Origin of the sequence: Fusobacterium massiliense (assembly GCF_900095705.1) — a bacterium.
Lineage (GTDB): Bacteria > Fusobacteriota > Fusobacteriia > Fusobacteriales > Fusobacteriaceae > Fusobacterium > Fusobacterium massiliense.
The window spans coordinates 341,550-362,940 of record NZ_LT608326.1 but is presented as its reverse complement, the minus strand read 5'-3'; the positions used below and the strand labels follow the sequence as shown (position 1 = coordinate 362,940).

The 21,391-nt window shown below is 30.2% G+C and carries 17 protein-coding genes; 10 read left to right on the top strand and 7 right to left on the bottom strand.

The features are described from left to right. Positions 1 to 122: 122 nt before the first annotated feature. From ilvD to ilvC, 10 genes are all read left to right on the top strand, one after another. Entirely contained in the window at positions 123 to 1,784 is a 1,662-nt protein-coding gene (gene ilvD, locus BQ2505_RS04265; protein WP_074016536.1) for a dihydroxy-acid dehydratase, read from the top strand. Positions 1,785 to 1,860: 76 nt separating this feature from the next. Continuing rightward, complete coding sequence (ilvA, locus tag BQ2505_RS04260; RefSeq protein ID WP_074016535.1) at positions 1,861 to 3,072, top strand: threonine ammonia-lyase; 1,212 nt, start codon at positions 1,861 to 1,863, stop codon at positions 3,070 to 3,072. A 20-nt stretch (positions 3,073 to 3,092) separates the two neighbouring features. After that, positions 3,093 to 4,811, top strand: coding sequence for a biosynthetic-type acetolactate synthase large subunit (gene ilvB / locus BQ2505_RS04255; RefSeq protein ID WP_074016534.1), 1,719 nt, complete (start codon positions 3,093 to 3,095; stop codon positions 4,809 to 4,811). Continuing rightward, the gene (gene ilvN, locus BQ2505_RS04250; protein WP_074016533.1) at positions 4,804 to 5,292 is read left to right on the top strand and encodes an acetolactate synthase small subunit; all 489 of its coding nucleotides are present in this window, start codon (positions 4,804 to 4,806) and stop codon (positions 5,290 to 5,292) included. Before ilvB ends, ilvN begins: the two co-directional genes overlap by 8 nt. A gap of 19 nt (positions 5,293 to 5,311) precedes the next feature. After that, positions 5,312 to 6,820 (top strand): 2-isopropylmalate synthase, encoded by a 1,509-nt coding sequence (locus tag BQ2505_RS04245; protein ID WP_074016532.1) that lies wholly within the window; start codon positions 5,312 to 5,314, stop codon positions 6,818 to 6,820. Positions 6,821 to 6,830: 10 nt separating this feature from the next. Beyond that, a complete protein-coding gene (leuC, locus tag BQ2505_RS04240) occupies positions 6,831 to 8,222 on the top strand; it encodes a 3-isopropylmalate dehydratase large subunit (protein WP_074016531.1) in 1,392 nt (463 codons plus the stop codon). Continuing rightward, entirely contained in the window at positions 8,222 to 8,797 is a 576-nt protein-coding gene (gene leuD, locus BQ2505_RS04235) for a 3-isopropylmalate dehydratase small subunit (protein WP_074016530.1), read from the top strand. The genes leuC and leuD overlap by 1 nt, the downstream gene beginning before the upstream one ends. 199 nt (positions 8,798 to 8,996) lie before the next feature. After that, positions 8,997 to 10,055: a 3-isopropylmalate dehydrogenase gene (gene leuB / locus BQ2505_RS04230; protein ID WP_074016529.1), complete on the top strand. Its 1,059-nt coding sequence runs from the start codon at positions 8,997 to 8,999 to the stop codon at positions 10,053 to 10,055. Positions 10,056 to 10,063: 8 nt separating this feature from the next. Then, entirely contained in the window at positions 10,064 to 10,849 is a 786-nt protein-coding gene (locus BQ2505_RS04225; protein WP_074016528.1) for an ABC transporter ATP-binding protein, read from the top strand. Between the two features lie 142 nt (positions 10,850 to 10,991). Then, a complete protein-coding gene (ilvC, locus tag BQ2505_RS04220; protein WP_074016527.1) occupies positions 10,992 to 11,999 on the top strand; it encodes a ketol-acid reductoisomerase in 1,008 nt (335 codons plus the stop codon). 159 nt (positions 12,000 to 12,158) lie between these two features. On the opposite strand, the gene BQ2505_RS04215 is transcribed toward ilvC, so the two are convergent. From BQ2505_RS04215 to secY, 7 genes are all read right to left on the bottom strand, one after another. Continuing rightward, positions 12,159 to 13,643 carry a tripartite tricarboxylate transporter permease gene (locus tag BQ2505_RS04215; RefSeq protein ID WP_074016526.1) on the bottom strand — a complete coding sequence of 495 codons (1,485 nt, stop codon included), beginning with the start codon at positions 13,641 to 13,643 and terminating at the stop codon, positions 12,159 to 12,161. 17 nt (positions 13,644 to 13,660) lie between these two features. Beyond that, entirely contained in the window at positions 13,661 to 14,095 is a 435-nt protein-coding gene (locus BQ2505_RS04210) for a tripartite tricarboxylate transporter TctB family protein (RefSeq protein ID WP_074016525.1), read from the bottom strand. A gap of 329 nt (positions 14,096 to 14,424) precedes the next feature. After that, positions 14,425 to 15,399, bottom strand: coding sequence for a Bug family tripartite tricarboxylate transporter substrate binding protein (locus tag BQ2505_RS04205; protein ID WP_074016524.1), 975 nt, complete (start codon positions 15,397 to 15,399; stop codon positions 14,425 to 14,427). 141 nt (positions 15,400 to 15,540) lie between these two features. Continuing rightward, positions 15,541 to 17,442 (bottom strand): ABC-F family ATP-binding cassette domain-containing protein, encoded by a 1,902-nt coding sequence (locus BQ2505_RS04200; protein ID WP_074016523.1) that lies wholly within the window; start codon positions 17,440 to 17,442, stop codon positions 15,541 to 15,543. A 12-nt stretch (positions 17,443 to 17,454) separates the two neighbouring features. Continuing rightward, on the bottom strand, positions 17,455 to 18,369 hold the full coding sequence (locus BQ2505_RS04195; RefSeq protein ID WP_074016522.1) for a DMT family transporter: 915 nt from the start codon (positions 18,367 to 18,369) through the stop codon (positions 17,455 to 17,457). A gap of 9 nt (positions 18,370 to 18,378) precedes the next feature. Continuing rightward, positions 18,379 to 19,869: a S8 family peptidase gene (locus tag BQ2505_RS04190; protein ID WP_074016521.1), complete on the bottom strand. Its 1,491-nt coding sequence runs from the start codon at positions 19,867 to 19,869 to the stop codon at positions 18,379 to 18,381. A gap of 238 nt (positions 19,870 to 20,107) precedes the next feature. After that, positions 20,108 to 21,388, bottom strand: a complete 1,281-nt coding sequence (secY, locus tag BQ2505_RS04185; protein WP_074016520.1) for a preprotein translocase subunit SecY — start codon at positions 21,386 to 21,388, stop codon at positions 20,108 to 20,110. Between the last annotated feature and the right edge of the window lie 3 nt (positions 21,389 to 21,391).

Here is a 21,391-nt window from a genome sequence, read left to right as displayed (position 1 = left end):
TCTCTGACGTTCATATTAGTTTAAAAATTTATGTTTATTGAATTTCTAAAACTTATATAACTATCAGATGTAATATCTATAATTTAATCTAAAAATTTAACTATATTAAGGAGAGTGTAATTATGTCAAGAAGTGGTAATTTAACTGATGGAGCTGCAAGAGCCCCTCATCGTTCGTTATTAAAAGGCTTAGGATTTGTAGCTGAAGAAATGAATAGACCTATAATAGGAATTGCTAATTCATTTAATGAAGTTATTCCAGGGCATGTTCATCTACAAACACTTGTACAAGCTGTAAAAGATGGTATTAGGAATGCTGGTGGAGTTCCTATGGAATTTAACACAATAGGAATTTGTGATGGTCTTGCTATGAATCACACTGGTATGAAATATTCTTTAGTAACTAGACAATTAATATCAGACTCTGTTGAAGCCGTTGCAATGGCAACTCCGTTTGATGCTATGGTATTTATTCCTAACTGTGATAAAGTTGTTCCAGGTATGCTTATGGCTGCTGCAAGACTTAATATCCCATCTATCTTTATAAGTGGTGGAGCTATGCTTGCCGGTGTTTATAAAGGTAAAAAAGTTGGATTAAGTAATGTTTTTGAAGCTGTTGGACAATATGAAGCAGGAATTATAACTAGAAAAGAATTGAATAGTGTGGAAGATTTAGCTTGTCCTACTTGTGGTTCTTGTGCTGGTATGTATACAGCCAATACTATGAACTGCTTAACTGAAGCTCTTGGTATGGGACTTCCTGGAAATGGAACTGTACCTGCTGTTTTCTCAGAAAGATTAAGACTTGCTAAAAAAGCTGGTATGCAAATACTTGAAATTTTAAAAGCTGAGTTAAGACCAAGTGATATTTTAACTAAAGAAGCTTTTGAAAATGCTGTTGCTGTGGATATGGCTCTAGGGGGGTCATCAAATACAGCTCTACATTTACCAGCTATTGCTCACGAAGCAGGAATTAATTTAACATTAGATGACTTCAATGATATTGCAAAGAAAACTCCTCAACTTTGTAAATTATCTCCATCTGGAGAATATTTCATAGAAGATTTATATAGAGCTGGTGGAGTTACTGGAGTTATGAAAAGACTTTATGAAAACGGTAGACTTCATGGTGAACAAAAGACTGTTGCACTAAGAACACAAGAAGAACTTGTTAAAGATGCTTATATAAACGATGATGATGTTATAAAACCTTGGGATAAACCAGCTTATTCAACAGGAGGAATTGCTGTTTTAAAAGGAAATCTTGCAGAAGATGGTTGTGTTGTTAAAGAAGGAGCTGTTGACAAAGAAATGTTAGTTCACTCTGGTCCAGCAAAAGTATTTAATTGTGAAGAAGATAGTATTAAAGCAATCAGAGAAGGAAAAATTGTTGCCGGAGATGTTGTTGTAATCAGATATGAAGGGCCTAAGGGTGGACCTGGTATGAGAGAAATGCTTGCTCCAACAGCAACTATTGCTGGAATGGGTCTTGGAAAAGATGTTGCTCTTATCACAGATGGTAGATTTTCTGGAGCAACTAGGGGTGCTTCAATAGGGCATGTGTCTCCTGAAGCTGCTGCCGGTGGAACTATTGCTATAGTTCAAGATGGAGATATCATTGAGATAGATATCCCTAATAGAAAATTAAATGTAAAACTTTCTGATGAAGAAATCTCTAGAAGAAAAGCTAATTTAAAACCTTATGAATCTGGAGCAAAAGGATATTTAAAAAGATATGCAGCTCATGTTTCATCTGCTGCCGCTGGAGCAATTTACGAAGAATAAAATTTTAACTACTATTGACTTATTAATATTGAGAGGAGGAAAGAAATTTTTAAATAAAAATTTCTAAAAATAAAAAATGCACAAGTTATATAATTTTATAGAAGCAAGAGAAAGATTATCAACGGTTACCGTTCCTACGAAACTAATTCAAAGTCCAGTATTTTCAACAGAATCTGGAAATCAAATATACATAAAGCCTGAAAATTTACAAAAAACTGGTTCTTTTAAGATAAGAGGAGCATATAATAAAATTTCTAAGTTATCTGAAGAAGAAAAAAGTAAAGGAGTTATAGCTTCATCTGCAGGAAATCATGCTCAAGGAGTTGCCTATGCTGCCAAAAAATTAGGTATAAAAGCTGTTATAGTTATGCCAAAGCATACTCCACTAATAAAAGTTGAAGCAACTAGACAATATGGAGCAGAAGTTATATTGCATGGGGAAGTTTATGACGATGCCTTTAAATATGCAAAAGAACTTCAAGAAAAAGAAGGTTATGTTTTTGTACATCCTTTTGATGATGAAGATGTCTTAGAAGGTCAAGGAACTATTGCTCTTGAAATTTTAGACGAATTACCAGATACTGATATTATTCTTGTACCTCTTGGTGGTGGAGGATTAGTCTCAGGAATAGCTTGTGCTGCGAAGTTAAAAAATCCATCAATCAAAGTTATAGGTGTTGAGCCAGAAGGTGCTGCAAGTGCATTGGCAGCTATTAAAAAAGGAGAAGTTATTGAACTTGCAGAAGCAAATACAATAGCCGATGGTACAGCTGTTAAAAAAATAGGAAATATAAATTTTGAATATATAAAAAAATATGTTGATGAAATCGTTACAGTTTCTGATTATGAATTAATGGAAGCATTTCTACTATTAGTTGAAAAACATAAAATTATAGCTGAAAACTCTGGAATTTTATCCGTTGCAGCTGTTAAGAAATTAGATGTTACTAATAAAAAGATTGTTTCTGTTCTAAGTGGAGGGAACATAGATGTTTTAACTATCTCTTCTATGATAAATAAAGGTCTTGTTATGAGAGGAAGAATCTTTACTTTCTCTGTTCAACTAAACGATAAACCTGGAGAACTTTTAAAAGTTTCTGAACTTTTAGCAAAACAAAATGCTAATGTTATCAAACTTGAACATAACCAATTTAAAAACTTAACAAGATTTAAAGATGTTGAATTACAAGTTACTGTTGAAACAAATGGAGAAGAACATATTAAGAAAATTACTGAAGAATTTAAAAGCAACGGCTATGAAATTGTGAGATTAAATTCTGAATATTAAAAAAAATGAAGGAGTTTGTTATGGCTGATAAAATGATAAAAGGTGCTAGAATTTTATTAGAATGTCTAGCAAAGCTTGGAATAAAAGATATATTTGGCTATCCAGGTGGAGCAGTTATTCCTATATATGATGAACTATATAGCTTTAAAGATATTAACCATTATTTTGCAAGGCATGAACAAGGAGCAGTTCATGAGGCTGACGGATATGCCCGTTCATCTGGAAAAATAGGAGTATGTCTAGCTACTTCTGGACCAGGAGCTACAAATTTAGTCACAGGAATTATGACAGCCCATATGGACTCTATTCCCTTACTTGCTATAACAGGACAAGTTAGTAGTACTCTTCTTGGAAAAGATGCATTTCAGGAGTCAGATATAGTTGGTATTACAGTTCCTATAACTAAAACAAATTATTTAGTTCAAGACATTAAGGATTTACCTAGAATACTAAAAGAAGCATACTACATTGCTACAACAGGTAGACCTGGACCAGTTCTTGTAGATATTCCTAGAGATATACAACTACAAGAGATTCCTTATGAGGATTTTAAAAAATTATATGATAAGGCTTTTCATCTTGAAGGATATAATCCTGTCTACGAAGGTCATAAAGGACAAATAAAAACAGCTACTAAAATGATAAAAGAAGCAAAAAGACCTTTAATTATTGCTGGAGCTGGAATTATAAAAGCTAATGCAACAGAGGAATTAAAAGAGTTTATTGAAAAAACAAATATTCCAGTTGCTATGACACTTTTAGGTTTAGGCTCTTTACCTGGTAGTCATGATTTATCTTTAGGTATGATAGGAATGCATGGAACAACTTATGCTAACTACAGTGCAGCTGAAGCTGATTTAATAATTGCAGCTGGAATGAGATTTGATGATAGAGTTACTGGAAATCCTGAAAAGTTTATTCCAAATGCAAAAATTATACACATAGATATAGATCCAGCTGAAATAGGAAAAAATAAATTAATAGATGTTCCAATAGTTGGAGATCTTAAAAATGTTTTAAATGACTTATTAGTCCAAGTCCCAAAATTAAATCATACAGAATGGATAAATCAAATTAAAGAGTGGAAAAAAGAATACTCTTTAATTTTTAAGAAAAAGAATGAAGATATTCTTCTAGCTCAAGAAGTTCTATCTGAAATTGATAAAATTACAAAAGGAAATGCTATAATTTCAACTGATGTTGGTCAACATCAAATGTGGTCAGCTCAATATTTAACTTATGAAAATCCACATTCAATAATTACATCTGGTGGAGCTGGGACAATGGGCTTTGGTCTACCAGCTGCTATCGGTGCTCAAGTAGCTAACCCAGATAAAAAAGTTATCTCTATTATTGGAGATGGTGGTTTCCAAATGACTTTCCAAGAGTTAATGTTAATGAAACAATATAATTTACCAGTAAAAGTATTCATTTTTAATAATTCTTATCTTGGTATGGTTAGACAGTGGCAAGAATTATTCCATAGCAGAAGATATTCGTCAGTAGATTTGAGTTATAACCCAGATTTTATAAAAATTGGAGAAGCTTATGGAATAAAATCTGTTCAACTTAAAAATAGCAAAGATTTAAAAAAGAATTTAAAGAAAATTTTAGAATCTAATGAACCAGTTTTAGTTGAATGCATTATTGAAAAAGAAGAGAATGTTTATCCAATGATACCTGCTGGAAAAGATGTCACTCAAATAGTTGGAAAAAGAGGTGTTTTAGAAAATGAATAAAGAACATCATATTTTAATAATTACTAAAAATACCAATGGAATTGTTGCAAGAATAATGTCTCTTTTCAACAGAAGAGGATATTTTGTTAAAAAGATGTCTGCTGGTGTTACAAATAAAGAGGGGTATGCAAGACTTACTCTTACAGTTGATGGGGATAAAGAATCTCTGGATCAAATTCAAAAACAAGTTTATAAGATTATAGATGTTGTTAAAGTTAAGATATTCCCTGAAAAAGATGTTATAAAGAGAGAACTTATGCTTTTAAAAGTAAAAGCTGATGAAAAAACAAGATCTCAAATTGTACAAATTGCTAATATATATCGTGGGAACATCCTTGATGTTTCTCCAAAGTCAGTTGTTATAGAACTGACAGGAGATATAGAAAAGTTAAGAGGTTTTGTTAATATGATGGAAAATTATGGCGTTTTAGAAATGGCAAAGACAGGTATCCTTGCTATGAGCCGTGGAGAAAAAATGTAAGGATTATTGAGGTGAGGTTATGAAACATATAAAAATTTTTGATACTACATTAAGAGATGGTGAACAAACACCTAGAGTTAATCTTAATGCCAAAGAAAAATTGAGAATTGCAAAACAATTAGAATCCTTAGGAGTTGACATTATAGAAGCAGGTTTTGCTGCTGCCTCACCTGGAGATTTTAGTGCTATTCAATTAATAGCAGAAAATATTAAAAATTCAACTGTTACCAGTTTAGCAAGGGCAGTTAAAAGTGATATTGAAGTTGCAGCTGAAGCTATTAAAAAAGCTGCTAAACCTAGAATACATACATTTATAGCTACTTCTCCTGTACATAGAGAATTTAAGTTAAAGATGTCTAAAGAAGAAATTTTAAAATCAGTTGATGAAATGGTCAGATATGCAAAATCTTTTGTAGAAGATATAGAGTTTTCAGCAGAAGATGCAATGAGAACAGAAAAAGAATATCTTGTGGAAGTATATGAAACCGCGATAAAAGCAGGAGCTACAACTATAAATATTCCAGATACTGTTGGATATAGAACTCCTAATGAAATGTTTGAAACTATTAAATATTTAAAAGATAATATTAAAGGTATTGAAAATATTGATATTTCTGTACATTGTCACAATGACTTAGGACTTGCAGTTGCAAACTCAATAGCAGCTATTGAGGCCGGAGCAACTCAAATAGAATGTACTATCAATGGAATAGGAGAAAGAGCTGGAAATACTTCTCTTGAAGAAGTTGTTATGATTTTGAAAACTAGAAAAGACTTATTTGAGGAATATACAACAAATATAGATACAAAACAAATCTATCCAGCAAGTAAATTAGTTAGTCTATTAACAGGGGTTACAACTCAACCAAATAAGGCTATTGTTGGAGCTAATGCCTTTTCTCATGAATCTGGTATACATCAACATGGAGTACTGGCTAATCCAGAAACTTATGAAATTATGAAACCTGAAACAGTGGGTAGAAATGTTGATAGCCTTGTACTTGGAAAATTGTCAGGAAAACACGCTTTTATTGATAAATTAAATAATCTTGGTTTAAGTGGTTTTGATGATAAAAAGATAGAACAACTTTTTGCAGAATTTAAAAATTTAGCTGATAGAAAAAAATATGTCTTAGATGATGATATTATTTCCTTAGTAAGTGGAGATGCAGCAGAAATTGTAAAAGGTAGACTTTCTCTTGAACAATTTGAAATAAGCAGAAAAGATTCTAAAACTAAGGCAGAAATAAATATTCTACTAGATGGAGAAAAAGAAGTTTCAGCTTCTTATGGTAGTGGACCAGTTGATGCCTCTTATAAGGCAATCAATAGAATTTTAAATGATAATTTTGTTTTAGAAGAATATAAACTTGAATCAATAACAGGTGACACTGATGCACAGGCACAGGTTGTTGTTATAATTGAAAAGAATGGGAAAAGATACATTGGTAGAGCACAAAGTACAGATATAGTTGAAGCTAGTATAAAAGCCTATATAAATGCACTTAATAGACTTTATCAAGATTAAGGAGACTTGTATGAAAACTTTATTTGACAAAGTATGGGAAAAGCATGTTATTACAGGAAATGAAGGTGAGGCACAACTTCTATATATAGATTTACATTTAATCCATGAAGTTACTTCTCCACAAGCTTTTTCTGGACTGAGAATTGCAGAGCGTAAAGTTAGAAGACCTGACTTAACTTTTGGAACTATGGATCATAATACTCCTACTATTATGGAAGATAGATATAACATTGTTGATGAGACTTCAAAAGCACAACTTGATGCTTTAAAAAAGAATTGTGAAGAATTTGGAATTGAACTTGCTGACATGTTCAATGAAAGAAATGGAATAGTACATATGGTAGGACCAGAGCTAGGACTTACTCTTCCAGGAAAAACTGTTGTATGCGGAGATAGCCATACTGCAACTCATGGAGCTTTTGGAGCAATAGCTTTTGGAATAGGTACAAGTGAAGTGGAACATGTTTTAGCAACTCAAACATTATGGCAAAAGAAACCTAAGACTATGGGAATTGAAATTACAGGAAAATTACAAAAAGGTGTTTATGCTAAAGACATAATCTTACATTTAATAAAGACTTATGGAATCGGTTTGGGAAATGGTTATGCTTTCGAATTTTTTGGAGATACTATAAAAAATTTATCTATGGAAGAAAGAATGACTATTTGTAATATGGCTATTGAAGCTGGAGGTAAATCTGGAATTATTGCTCCTGATGAAATCACTTTTGAATATATTAAAAATAGAGAATTTTCTCCTAAGGATAAAGACTTAGAAAAGAAAATAAATGAATGGAAAGAGTTATATACTGATGATGTATCTGCTTTTGATAAATATATTAAATTAGATGTTTCAAATCTTGTTCCACAAGTTACTTGGGGAACAAACCCTGAAATGGGAATAAATATAACTGATAACTTCCCAGAAGTAAAAGACTTAAACTATGAAAAAGCATATAAATATATGGACTTAACTCCTGGAGATTCCCCTAAAAATATAAATTTGAAACATGTTTTCATTGGTTCTTGTACTAATGGGAGATTGAGTGACTTAGAGGTTGTAGCTAAAATTATTAAAGGAAAAAAAGTTCATCCTAATATAAAAGCTGTTATAGTTCCAGGTTCTCAAATGGTCAAAAAACAAGCAGAAGAAAAAGGTTTTGCTAAAATATTCTTAGAGGCTGGTTTTGAATGGAGAGAAGCAGGTTGTTCAACTTGTTTAGGGATGAACCCTGATTTAATCCCAAGTGAAGAACATTGTGCCTCAACATCTAATAGAAATTTTGAAGGTAGACAGGGAAAAGGTGCAAGAACTCATCTTGTGAGTCCTGCTATGGCGGCGGCGGCTGCAATCTATGGACATTTTATTGATGTTAGAGAATTAAAGGAGGTGCAAGAATAATGAAAGCTTTTACAAAATTTCAAGGAACTATTGTCCCTATAATGAATGATAATATTGACACCGACCAATTAATTCCTAAACAATATTTAAAAAGTACTGAGAAAACTGGCTTTGGAAAATATCTTTTCGATGAGTGGAGATACAATGAAGATGGAAGTGATAATTTAAACTTTAATCTTAACAAAGCTGAATATAAAAAAGGAACTATTTTAATCACAGGGGATAATTTTGGTTGTGGTTCTTCAAGAGAACATGCTGCTTGGGCATTACAAGACTATGGTTTTCATGTTATTGTAGCAGGAGGATATTCTGGAATCTTCTATATGAACTGGCTAAATAACGGGCACCTTCCAATAACTTTACCAAAAGAAGATAGAGATGAACTTTCTAAACTTTCTGGTGATGTTATCGTCACTGTTGACTTAGAAAATAATAAACTTAGTGCCAATGGAAAAGATTATTTCTTTAACCTTGAAGAAACTTGGAAAGAAAGATTATTAAAAGGTTTAGACTCTATTGGTTTAACTCTTCAATATGAAAATAAAATTAAAGAATTTGAAAATAAAAACTATTAATATTTATAGAAAAATTAGTGAGTTACATTCCAGATTTTAGGAAAAAAATTAAACAGAATGAGCCGAGCAAATCTCGGTATGTTTGAAGCTGACTTGTCAGCAAGTTTACCGAATTTGCAGCGAATTCTTAATTTTTATCCGTGAAGAAATCTGGCTAGTAACGAACTGTTTTTCATAAATTTTATATTTTGGAGGTAATATGGAATATAAAATTGCAGTTCTTAAAGGAGATGGAATAGGACCAGAAATTGTTGATGTAGCAACAAAAGTTTTAGAAAAAATTGGAGAAAAATTTAATCATAAATTTATCTTTACAAGAGGATATTTAGGTGGAGAATCTATTGATAAATATGGAGTACCTTTATCTGATGAAACTATAAAAATATGTAAAGATAGTGATGCTGTTCTTTTAGGAGCAGTTGGCGGAACTAAATGGGATAAGATTGAGCCTGAACTAAGACCAGAAAAAGGACTTTTAAAAATAAGAAAAGAATTAGAAGTTTTTACAAATCTAAGACCAGCTATTCTTTTTAATGAATTAAAAAATGCTAGTCCATTAAAAGAAGAAATAATTGGAGATGGCTTAGATATAATGGTTGTTAGAGAATTAACAGGTGGACTATATTTTGGACCTAAAAAATATAGTGATGAAGAGGCCTCAGATACTCTTGTATACAAAAGAAGTGAGATTGAGAGAATAACTAAAAAGGCTTTTGAAATAGCTAAATTAAGAAATAAAAAGATAACAAGTGTAGATAAACAAAATGTTTTAGATAGCTCAAAGCTTTGGAGAAAAATTGTAAATGAAATTTCTGAAAATTATCCAGAAGTTCAAGTTGAACATATGTACGTAGATAATGCAGCTATGCAACTTGTTATAAATCCAAGACAATTTGATGTAATTTTAACAGAAAATACTTTTGGGGATATTCTGTCAGATGAAGCTTCTATGCTTACAGGTTCTATTGGAATGCTGGCTTCTGCTAGTTTAGGAGATGGAAAAGTTGGTATCTATGAACCTTGTCACGGTTCTGCACCTGATATTGCTGGAAAAAATATTGCTAACCCAATAGCAACAATATTATCAGTTGTTATGATGTTAAGATATTCTTTTAACTTAAATAAAGAGGCTGATGTTATAGAAGAAGCTATAAAAAATGTTTTAAAAGATGGATATAGAACTTCTGATATTTATACTGACGGATATAAGAAAGTTGGAACTATTGAAATGGGAAATGAAATAATCAATAAAATATAAGGATAGATATGGAAAAAATTTTATCTTATAAAAATGTTTCTTTTAAAAGAGATGGTAGAGAGATTTTAAAAAACATAAATTGGGAAATAAAAAAAGGAGAAAACTGGGCTTTAATTGGATTAAATGGTTCAGGAAAATCAACACTTTTATCTATGATACCTGCATATACTTTTGCAACAAAAGGAGAAGTTTCTGTTTTTGATAAAAAATTTGGGACTTGTATTTGGGCAGAGATTAAAGAAAAAGTTGGTTTTGTTAGTTCTACTTTAAATAATTTTTCAGATAGGCTAAACACTCAATCTTTAATGGATATTGTTTTATCAGGAAAATATAACTCAATAGGTATTTATCAAGAGATAACTCAAAAAGATAGAGAAAAAGCAAATAGTATTATAAAAGATTTTAAACTATCTCATTTAAAATTAAATAAATTTAACACTTTATCACAAGGTGAACAAAGAAAAACTTTACTTGCAAGAGCCTTTATGAATGAACCATCTCTTTTGATTTTAGATGAGCCTTGTTCTGGCTTAGATATAAGAGCAAGAGAAATGTTATTAAAAAGTCTAGAAAAAAATTCTAAAAATATAAATGCTATACCATTTATTTATGTAACACATCAAATAGAAGAAATTATAGCTTCTATTAGTCATGTAGCTATACTTGATAATGGGAAAATTGTAGCTCAAGGAAATAAATATGAAGTTTTAACTGATGAAAATTTATCAAAGCTTTATGAAATAGATGTAAAAATTGAATGGTCTAATAATAGACCCTGGTTAATTGTGAAATGATATAAAAAAAGCCTCTTGATAGCCGTATGAGTTCTACGAGCTCAATAAACACAGGCTCTTCGAACTAATACAGATATCAGAGACTAATTTTATATTTTTATATAAATTGTATTTTAAACATAAAATTTAGGAGGAATTTAAAATGGCAGGAAACATTTTAGGAACAACTGTATATTATGATGCAGATTGTAATTTACAAAAATTAGTAGGAAAGAAAATCACAGTTTTAGGTTATGGTTCACAAGGACATGCTCATGCACTTAACTTAAAAGAAAATGGAATGGATGTTACTATTGGACTTAGAAAAGATTCTAAGACTTGGAAAGTTGCAGAAGAAGCAGGTTTTGTTGTAAAAGAAACTGGAGAAGCAGTTAAAAATGCAGATGTAGTTATGGTTTTAATACCAGATGAAATTCAAGGAGATACTTATACTAACAGTATAGCTCCAAACTTAAAGAAAGGTGCTTACCTTGGATTTGGACATGGATTTAACATTCATTTCAAAAAAATTCAACCAAACGAAGACATAAATGTATTTATGGTTGCACCTAAAGGGCCTGGACATCTAGTTAGAAGAACTTTCCAAGAAGGAAGTGGAGTACCTTGCTTAATAGCTGTATATCAAGATCCTAGTGGAGATACAAAAGATATTGCTCTTGCTTGGGCTTCTGGTATAGGTGGAGGAAGATCAGGAATACTTGAAACTACATTTAAACAAGAAACTGAAACAGATTTATTTGGAGAACAAGCTGTTTTATGTGGTGGAATTACAGAACTTATCAAAAATGGATTTGAAGTTTTAACAGAAGCTGGATATGATCCTGTAAACGCTTATTTTGAATGTCTACACGAAATGAAGTTAATCGTTGACCTAATCTATGAAGGAGGATTTGGAAAAATGAGACACTCTATCTCTAACACAGCTGAATATGGAGATTTCTTAGCAGGACCAAAAGTTATAACATCTGTTTCTAAAGATGCTATGAGAAATATTTTAGCAGATATTCAATCTGGAAAATTTGCTGATGAATTTTTAGCAGATTCTAAAGCAGGTCAACCATTCTTAAAAGCTCATAGAAAAGCTGCAAGTGAACATAAAATTGAAGAAGTAGGACAAGAATTAAGAAAATTAATGTCTTGGATTAAATAGCAATTGAAACAAAATCTCTTGACAGCCGTATGAGTTCTACGAGCTCAATGAACACAGGCTCTTCGAACTAATACGGACATCAGGAACTAATTTTTGTTATTTATCCTTATAAATAAGAAAAGCTGTTGCAAAATTAAAATGCAACAGCTTCTTTTTTATCTATTTTTCTTTCTTTTTTTGAAACTTAGCCATTATTATTGGAGATAACAATGAGAAAAGAGTTAAAAGTAATAAAACTTTTGAAACTGTACTTTGGAATAATATTGAATAACTTTGATGATTCAATATTAAAGATCTTCTAAGTCCAGATTCACCAATTGGTCCTAAGATTAAAGCTAGAACTATTGATGCTGAGTTCAATTCAAATTTTTGAACAAAGTATCCAATTATACCAAAGACAAACATTACCCAAACATCTGTTAATTGGTTATTAATAGCATAAGAACCAATTACACTCAATGAAAAAATCAAAGGTATTAAGTAGCTATCTGATACTCTTGATACTTTTGCAAATAATTTTGAACCAAATAATCCTAATATTAACATAAATATATTAACAATTACAAAACCAGCAAAGAATGTATAAGTTATTTTTCCATGTACTGTAAACAAATCTGGCCCAGGTTGAAGTCCTTGTATCATAAGACCTCCTAGTAATACAGCAGTAACACTTTCTCCTGGTATTCCAAGTGTAAATGTTGGAATTAATGATCCTCCTGTAACTGCATTATTTGCAGCCTCTGCTCCTGCTATACCTTCAATACTTCCATGTCCAAATAATTCTTTCTTTTTAGAAAATCTTTTTGCTTCATTATAACCTAAAAATGCAGCTATACTTGCTCCTGCTCCCGGTAATATTCCTATAATACTTCCTATAACAGTAGATCTTAATGAAGTTGGTAATATTTCTAAAATTTGGCTTTTTGATAAAAGAACTTTATTATCAAATTCAACCATATTCCCAGCTTCTTTTATCTTCTTTTCAGCAAGCATTAAAACTTGTGACATTGAGAATAGTCCAATAAGTGCTGCTGTAAAAGGTATCCCTGAAAGTAAAGCTGGTATTCCAAATGTAAAACGAGGATTTCCAAGCATTGGATCCATTCCCACTGTTGATAGCATTAATCCTAAAGCTCCTGAAATCAGACCTTTTACTATTGATTTTGTACTTGCTCCTGCTATTATAGTTAGCCCAAAAATAGATAGCCAAAAATATTCTGCCGGTCCAAAAAGTAAAGCAAGTTTTGCTAGTCTTGGAGCGAATAAATAAAGTGGAATAGCACTTAATATTCCTCCTATAAATGAAGCTGTAATTGCAGTTCCTAAAGCTGTACCTGCTTTTCCTTGTTTTGTTAATTCATATCCATCAATAGCTGTTGCTGCTGCTGCTGGTGTTCCTGGTGTACGAATTAGTATTGCAGAAATTGAACCACCAAATATTGCTCCACAATATACTCCCGCTAAAGTTATTAAACCTGTAGAAGGATCCATTCCAAATGTGATTGGTATTAATAGAGCAACCCCCATTGCTGCAGAAAGCCCTGGTAAAGCTCCTATTGTTATTCCGATAGCCACACTAATAACTCCAGCAAGTAAATTTATTGGAGTCATTGCCGCCATGTATCCATATAAAACATCTGACATAATTTATTCCTCCTAACCTATATTAAAAATCCTCTTGGGACTGGTACTTTTAAGAATGATACAAACACTAGATATAAGAATATTGGGAATAAAATACTCACAACAATACTCCATTTAACATTACTTTTTAAAGCTACCATAGTCACAAATAGATAAATTGCAGTAGATACAAAGAATCCAATTATATCAATTAATATAACATAAACCACTGATATTGCAATAACAAAAAAGAATTGTTTAAATAAATTACCTTTGAATTTATCCTCTTCTTCAACATTTTTAGGTTTAATAATAAATGTATTTATAGCTAATAAAATTGTTAAAAATAACATTAAAGATAATACAAATTCTGGATATCTTGCCGCTTTAGGAGGTAATTGTTTTATTAAAAAGAAATAAAATGCCTCCAAAACAAATAAACCGATTGTTAGAAATCTATCATATTTTCTCATATTTTTTACCTTTCTACTTAAATATAATTATAAAAATAACGTCTCTCGACAGCCGTATAGTTTACGAGCTCAACGAATACAGGCTCTTCAACTAATGCGGACATAAGAGACTAATTCTCACTATTTATTTTATACTTTTATATAAAAAATAAGGTTGTCACAACTACTCTAACAATTTATAACATCTGGTTGGTCAATTAATCAATCTGATAATATAAACTTGTTAAAGCTATATTGCAACAACCTTTTCATTTAATATTTCAAACATTAAAGTCTAATTTTAGTAAAATAAATAAATCATAAACAAGTTATTTTACTACTATTTATTATTAGTTTATTCCTAATGTTGGAACAGTTTCAATAATATATTTTTCTTGATCTTTAATATATTGTCCTAATTCTTCAGGTGACATATATAATAAAGGTAAGTTAGCATTTTTTGATTTTTCAACATTATCTGCTGATTCTAATGCTTGTTTAAATACATCATGTAATTTTTGGATAATTTCTTTTGGTGTTCCTTTTGGTGCAACTATAGCACGAGCTGACCCAAATAATACTGGATATCCACTTTCAGTTAAAGTTGGAACATCTTCAAATCCTTCTAATCTTTTATCAGTAAATGAAGCTAATATTTTTAATTCTCCTGATTTTACTAAACTTGCAACTTCACTAATTTTAGCAACTGTTGCATTAACATGGTCTCCACGAAGAGCAGAAATCATATCTGTACTTCCACCAAATGGCACATGAGTTACTTGTATTCCAGCTTCTTTAGCAAAGTGAGCAGCTCCTATGTGGTTAGAAGCTCCTGTTCCGTTGTTAGAAATTGTTAATTCTTCTGGATGAGCTTTTGCATATTCAACAAAATCAGCAACAGTATTAAATTTGCTATCAGCTCTTACAACTAATACACCTGGATCATAAACATGGTTCATAATAGGTTCTACATCATCAATGTTGTATTTTGTTTTTCTTTCATGTGGTAAACTTACAAAAGTTGGTAAATTGATAAATCCAATTGTATATCCATCTGGATTTGCTTTAGCAAGTTCTGTATACCCTATTTCTCCGTCAGCACCTGGTTTGTTAACTATAACAAATGTTTGAGGGAAATTCTTTTGAGCTTCTGCCATTAAAATACGAGCTCCAACATCTGTTCCTCCTCCTGCTTTATAAGCTATAATAACATTAACTGGCTTTTCTGGGTAAGCTTCTGGATTTGCTTCTTTCTTTTCTCCTCCACAAGCTACTAATAATAAAGATAATAGTACTGTGAATACTAATAAAATTCTTTTTTTCATTATACTTCCTCCTATTTTAATTCAATCATCTAAGATTTTACTATATAATCAAATTTTTTTCAATCAAATTATTAATAAAATTAATAGTTACATTAAAAAAATGAATATAGTGTTTGATTAAACTACATTCATTTTTCTCTTTTATTCCTTCAACTCGTTAAGTTCTGCTTCACTTTCTTCCCATTCTTGATATTTTTCTAAAATTTTCATATCAATATTGTCTAAGTCTTCTTGTAACGACATTAATTCATCTACATTATTTTTTTCTCCAGCAAGTAGATACTTCTTGTTTATGTCTTCTTTTTGCTCTTCCAATTTCCCTATTTCTTCTTCAAACTTTATAAGCTTTTTTTCTAAAGAAGCTATTCTATTTTTATTTTTTTTCTGTTCCTCATAAGATTTTACTGCTTCTTCATTTTTTACTTTTACATTTTCTTTTTCTTTTTTGTAAGTTTCATAGTCTCCATTAAAAGTTTCCACACCATCAGTTTTTAATTCATAAATTTTATTTACAACAGTGTCTAAGAAATTTCTATCGTGAGAGACTACCAAAACTGTTCCAGGATAATTTTCTAAAGAATTCATTAATATTTCTCTTGAATATATATCCAAGTGATTTGTTGGCTCATCTAGTATTAAAAAATTCGGTTTTTCAAGCATCAACTTCATAAAAGCAACTCTTGCTTTTTCTCCACCACTTAATGAACTTATTTTTTTATAAATATCATCTTCTCTAAATAAAAAGGCTCCACAAATATTTCTTGCTTCTTCCTCTGACAAAGTAAAATAATACATAAGTTCCTCTATTATGTTGTTATTTAATCCCAAACCTTGATGATTTTGGTCATAGTAGCCAATAGAAACTCTTTCTCCGATTTTAAATTCTCCGATACTAGCTTTTTCTAAACCATTTATAATTTTTAAAAGAGTTGATTTTCCCGTACCATTTTTCCCTATTAACCCTATTCTTTCTCCACGATAAATTTTTAAATTTAAATCTTTAAATAGCAACTTATTTTCAAAAGTTTTTGATAAATTTTTAATATCCAAAACTAAATCAACACTCTGAGCTTTTATATCAAATTCAAGTTTTATTTTCTTGGTTGTAACAACAGGATTTTCCATTTTCTCCATTCTATTTAATATTTTTTCTCTTCCTCTAGCTTGTTTCGATTTTACTCCTGCCTTATACCTTCTTATAAATTCTTCCATTTTTTTAATTTTTTCTTGTTCTTTTTCGTAAGCTTTTACTTCTCCACTCAAATAAGCCTCTTTTTGAATTAAAAAATCTGTATAATTTCCTTTATAGTCTTTTAACCTTTTCCCTTCAATTTCAAAAATTCTATTGACTACATTATCTAAAAAATATACATCGTGAGATATCAAAAGTATAGCTTTATTATAATCTTTCAATATTTTTTCAAGCCATTCAATAGAAGTCAAATCTAAGTGGTTAGTCGGCTCATCTAGTATTAACAAGTCTGGTTCTTCTAACAAAATTTTAGCTAGTGCAACTCTTGAATTTTGTCCTCCAGATAATTTTTCAATTTTCATAGACCATAAATTTTCTGGAATATTCAAACCATTTAAAATTTGTTTTATTTTATACTCTATTGAATATCCATCATTTCTCTCATATCTTTCACTTATTTCTCCAAGCTCTTCCATAAGTTTATCAAAATTATCTTGGTCAACAGTAAGTAAAAAGTTTATTTCCTGCATTCTATTGTAATCATCTGATAAATTATTAAAAACTGTCATCAATTCTTCAAATATTGTATTCTCTTTATTTAAAACTGTGTTTTGAGCTAAGTATCCAATTTTTAAATTACTTTTTTTTGATATAGTCCCTCTTTCATTCGTTTCAGGATTAACTTCTGAATTTTCCTTACCTAATAAAAGTTTTATTAAAGTTGTTTTACCTGCTCCATTAACTCCAATTATCCCAATTTTATCTTTTTCATCAACTGAGAAATTTATTTCCTTAAATAAAGTTTCTCCAGAAAAAGCCATATAGATATCATTTGCTTGTATTATTGCCAAATCTACACCTCTTTATTTTACTTTCTTCTTTACTTCTTTTTTATCAAAAATTGCAACTATAAATATGGTAGAAATTACACATATAAAACCTATTATATCTAAAAATCCAAATGTTACTCCCATAAAAATTATTGAAAATATTGTTGCTGACACAGGTTCAACACAGGCTATTATACTTGCTTTAGTAGGTCCTATCATAGTAACCCCTGTCAAATATAATACAAAGGCTGCTATTGTCCCTGAAAATATTATAATTATAAAAAATATAAACGTTGTAAAGTCAAAAATTACATCTACTTTCCAAGGATTAAACATAAATATTGAAATTATACCACCTATAAACATTCCCCAAGCAACTACTGCTGTTGTACCATATTTTTTTAATATCTTTTCTGGCTGAATAGTATAAACAACTAAAGTCATAGCTGACAACATTCCCCAAAATAATGCTTTAAATGAGATTTGTAGTCCTGAAAAATTACCATGAGTTGCCAATAAAAATACTCCAAACATTGATAAAACTATAGAAAATATTTCATATTTTAATGGTCTTCTAGCCTCTCTCATACAGACATACACAAGTACTAAGGTTGGTCCAAAATAAGTTAGGACTGTTGCTATTGCTGCATTAGAGTATTCAATAGCTGTAAAATATGTATATTGAGTTCCCATCATTCCAAATATACCAAATATTACTATACTTAATAAATCTTTTCCATTTTTTAAAATGTCAAAAACCTTTTTCCCATTTTTATAATATAAATAGCTTAGCAATATCAACCCAGCTATTAATAATCTATACGGAACTAACCAATTTGTTGTAACAGCCTTATTTAAAAATAAATAGCTCCCCATAACACCATTTATTCCCCAAAGTGTTCCTCCAACAAAAGTATTTATTATTCCTATTCTTTCTGTTTTATTCATGAAATCACCTTATATTTTTTCAATTATCAATGTATATTTCTTTTCAACATTGCTATTAGAGTATAACTCCAATTTTTCTCCCCTTTCTATATCAGCCTCAAATTTTCTTATTAAATTTTTCCCCTTTTCTGAAAAACTTCTAATTTTTATATCTGATTTTATATATTCTTCATTTTGATAAAAATCTAGTTCTGTTTCATAGGCAAGTGTAACTTTTATTCTCATATTTCTTTTGTATCCACTAAATATTTTATCTATATCAATAACTTTTTTATCTTTCATAGTTCCACTAATAATTTTTATATTTTCATTATTAAAATATGAAAGTATTTCCTGAGAATCTGCTGGAACTCCAAAACCTATTTCTTCTACTTTTAAATTTTTATCGGTATTCTTAGATGAATGTATTATTAATGCTTTTATCAATGTAGCATCAAAATCTGAAAAATTATCAAAATCTTTACATATATTTTGATATATTATAGTTGCAAGTGAAGACATTCTTGCAGTAGCAAAACTTGTCCCAGATGAAGAAGCTATATTTCCATTCACAGAAAATGATTTAACTCCTGTCATTATCATTTCTCCATCTTCTCCCAAAGATAAATCCCCTCCATAACTTGCAATATCTGGTTTTATTGTATTTTGTGGGCCTAAACCTACTCTGCTATAATTTGAAGCATAGCCCTCATCTGTAACTGAGCCGACAACAATAGACATCAAAGAGTCTGAACCATGATACAGTTTACCTTTAGGCTTTTTCTTCATAAAGTTTCCACCATTTCCACCTGATTTAAAAATTAAAACTCCATATTTTTGTTGTATATAATCTAAGACAACTCCAAAATCTGAGAAAATATCTTCCTCTATTTCTAATTTTACACTCAAGGATAAATTCCAAATTTTAACTTTTTTATAGTTTTCTTCAATTGCTAACACAATATTCTTTAAAAGCTCATCTTCCTCTATACTGGTTGCTGATAAAACCGTTGCATCTAGCAAATAAAAACCTTCATTCTTTACTATATCTCTCCCAGCCAAAATATCCCCATAGAGAGCAAGTCCAGATACAAAAGTTCCATGAGTTGCACTTACATCTTCTTTTAAATATCTTGAATGTACTTTTTTAATCCAAGGTTTTAAATATTTTATATGACCTATACCATTGTCAACTACTCCCAATGTTATGTACTTCTTGTTTTCTTCTGGATATAGAACTTGCACTTCTCCATCTATATTATCTATTTTTATAGGTAATGAATACACTGACATAGGCTCTATGTATGCAATATAATTTGAAGCTTTTTCTTGAAGTAGCATTATAAACTTACTATTAATATTTTTTAAATTATAAATAAAAAAATCTTTGAAATATTCTGTTTTTTTATACTCTATATTGTAGTCATCTAATAATTTTACAAATTCTTTTTCTTTTTTTATATTTTTCAAACTAACTTTATAATTTGAATTTTTATCATCTCTTACTAATTTTACTCTCATTTTTTTCTCCATTATTTTATGTTTTTCTTAAATTATATCACAATTTCTTTGTTTTATTTATATAATAAATAAATTCTCTTGATAACCGTATGAGTTATACGAGCTCAATGAATATAGACTCTTCAAACTAATACGAACGTCAGAGACTAATTTTCACTATTTACTTTTATGCTTTCCTTATAAAAAATAAAAAGGAGTTCTCAATGAAAACTCCTTTTACTATTTTATTCAATAATTATTAAATAAATCCTTTGTATTCTCTCATAACTAAATGAGCATCAATTTGTTGCACAGTATCCAAAGCAACACCGACAACGATTATTATTCCTGTTCCTCCAAAATAAACTGGAAGTCCCATAGATGTAAATATAACATAAGGTAGTATTGAAATTAAAGCTAAAAATATTCCTCCACCCCAAGTTATTCTACTTACAACACCTTCAAGATATTCTACAGTTTCTTCCCCAGGTCTTATTCCAGGAATTGTTCCTCCACCTTGTTTTAAATTTTCAGCAACCTTTTCAGGATCGAAAACTAAAGCTGTGTAGAAGAAAGAGAAAAACATTATTACTAATGCATACAATATCATATATACTGGATGATTTTGTCCAAATATTATTGATAAAGTTGTTTTAATAGATAATGTAGAAGGTAATGCATTAACTACCACACCAGGAATCAACATAAATACTGAGGCAAATATTACAGGCATTACCCCTGCAGTATTTAATCTTAAAGGAATATATGAGTTTTGACCCATTCCACCTCTAGTATTAAATCCTTTTCCTACGTAATGAATAGGAATTTTTCTTTGCCCTAGTTGAAATAAAACTATTCCAGCTATTGTTACTGTTCCAAGGAAAGCAACTAATACCAATAAAGGTATTAAAAACTTATTCCCTTGCATAGTTTGAATAGTTTGAATAACACTTGATGGTGCTCTTGAAATTACATTCAAGAAAATAATAAGTGATACTCCATTTCCTATTCCTTTTATAGAAATTTGTTCTCCAACCCACATTAAAAATACTGTTCCAGCTGTTAATGTTGTTATAGTTCTCACAAAGAATCCTATTCCAGGATTATAAATAAGCCCTACAGATTGTAACCACAAACAAACTCCAGCTCCTTGAATTATTGCAAGTGCTATTGTCAAATATCTTGTCCATTGAGTGATTTTATTTCTTCCAGATTCTCCTTCTTTTTGAATTTCTTCAAGTTGAGGGACAATAGATGTAAGTAAACTTACTACTATTGATGAGTTGATATATGGAATTATTCCCAATGAAAATATAGATATTCTTGTGAAAGCTCCTCCAGAAAACATATTTATATAACTAAGTACATTATTATTTGAAGCCATTGCTGACAATCTATCCACATCAACACCAGGAGCAGGAATTAAAGTCCCTACTCTGGCTACTAAAAACATTAGTAATGTGAAAAGTATTCTCTCTCTAAGTTCAGGAATTTTTACTATACTACTTAATTTAGAATTAAACTTCTCTATTAAAGTCATGTA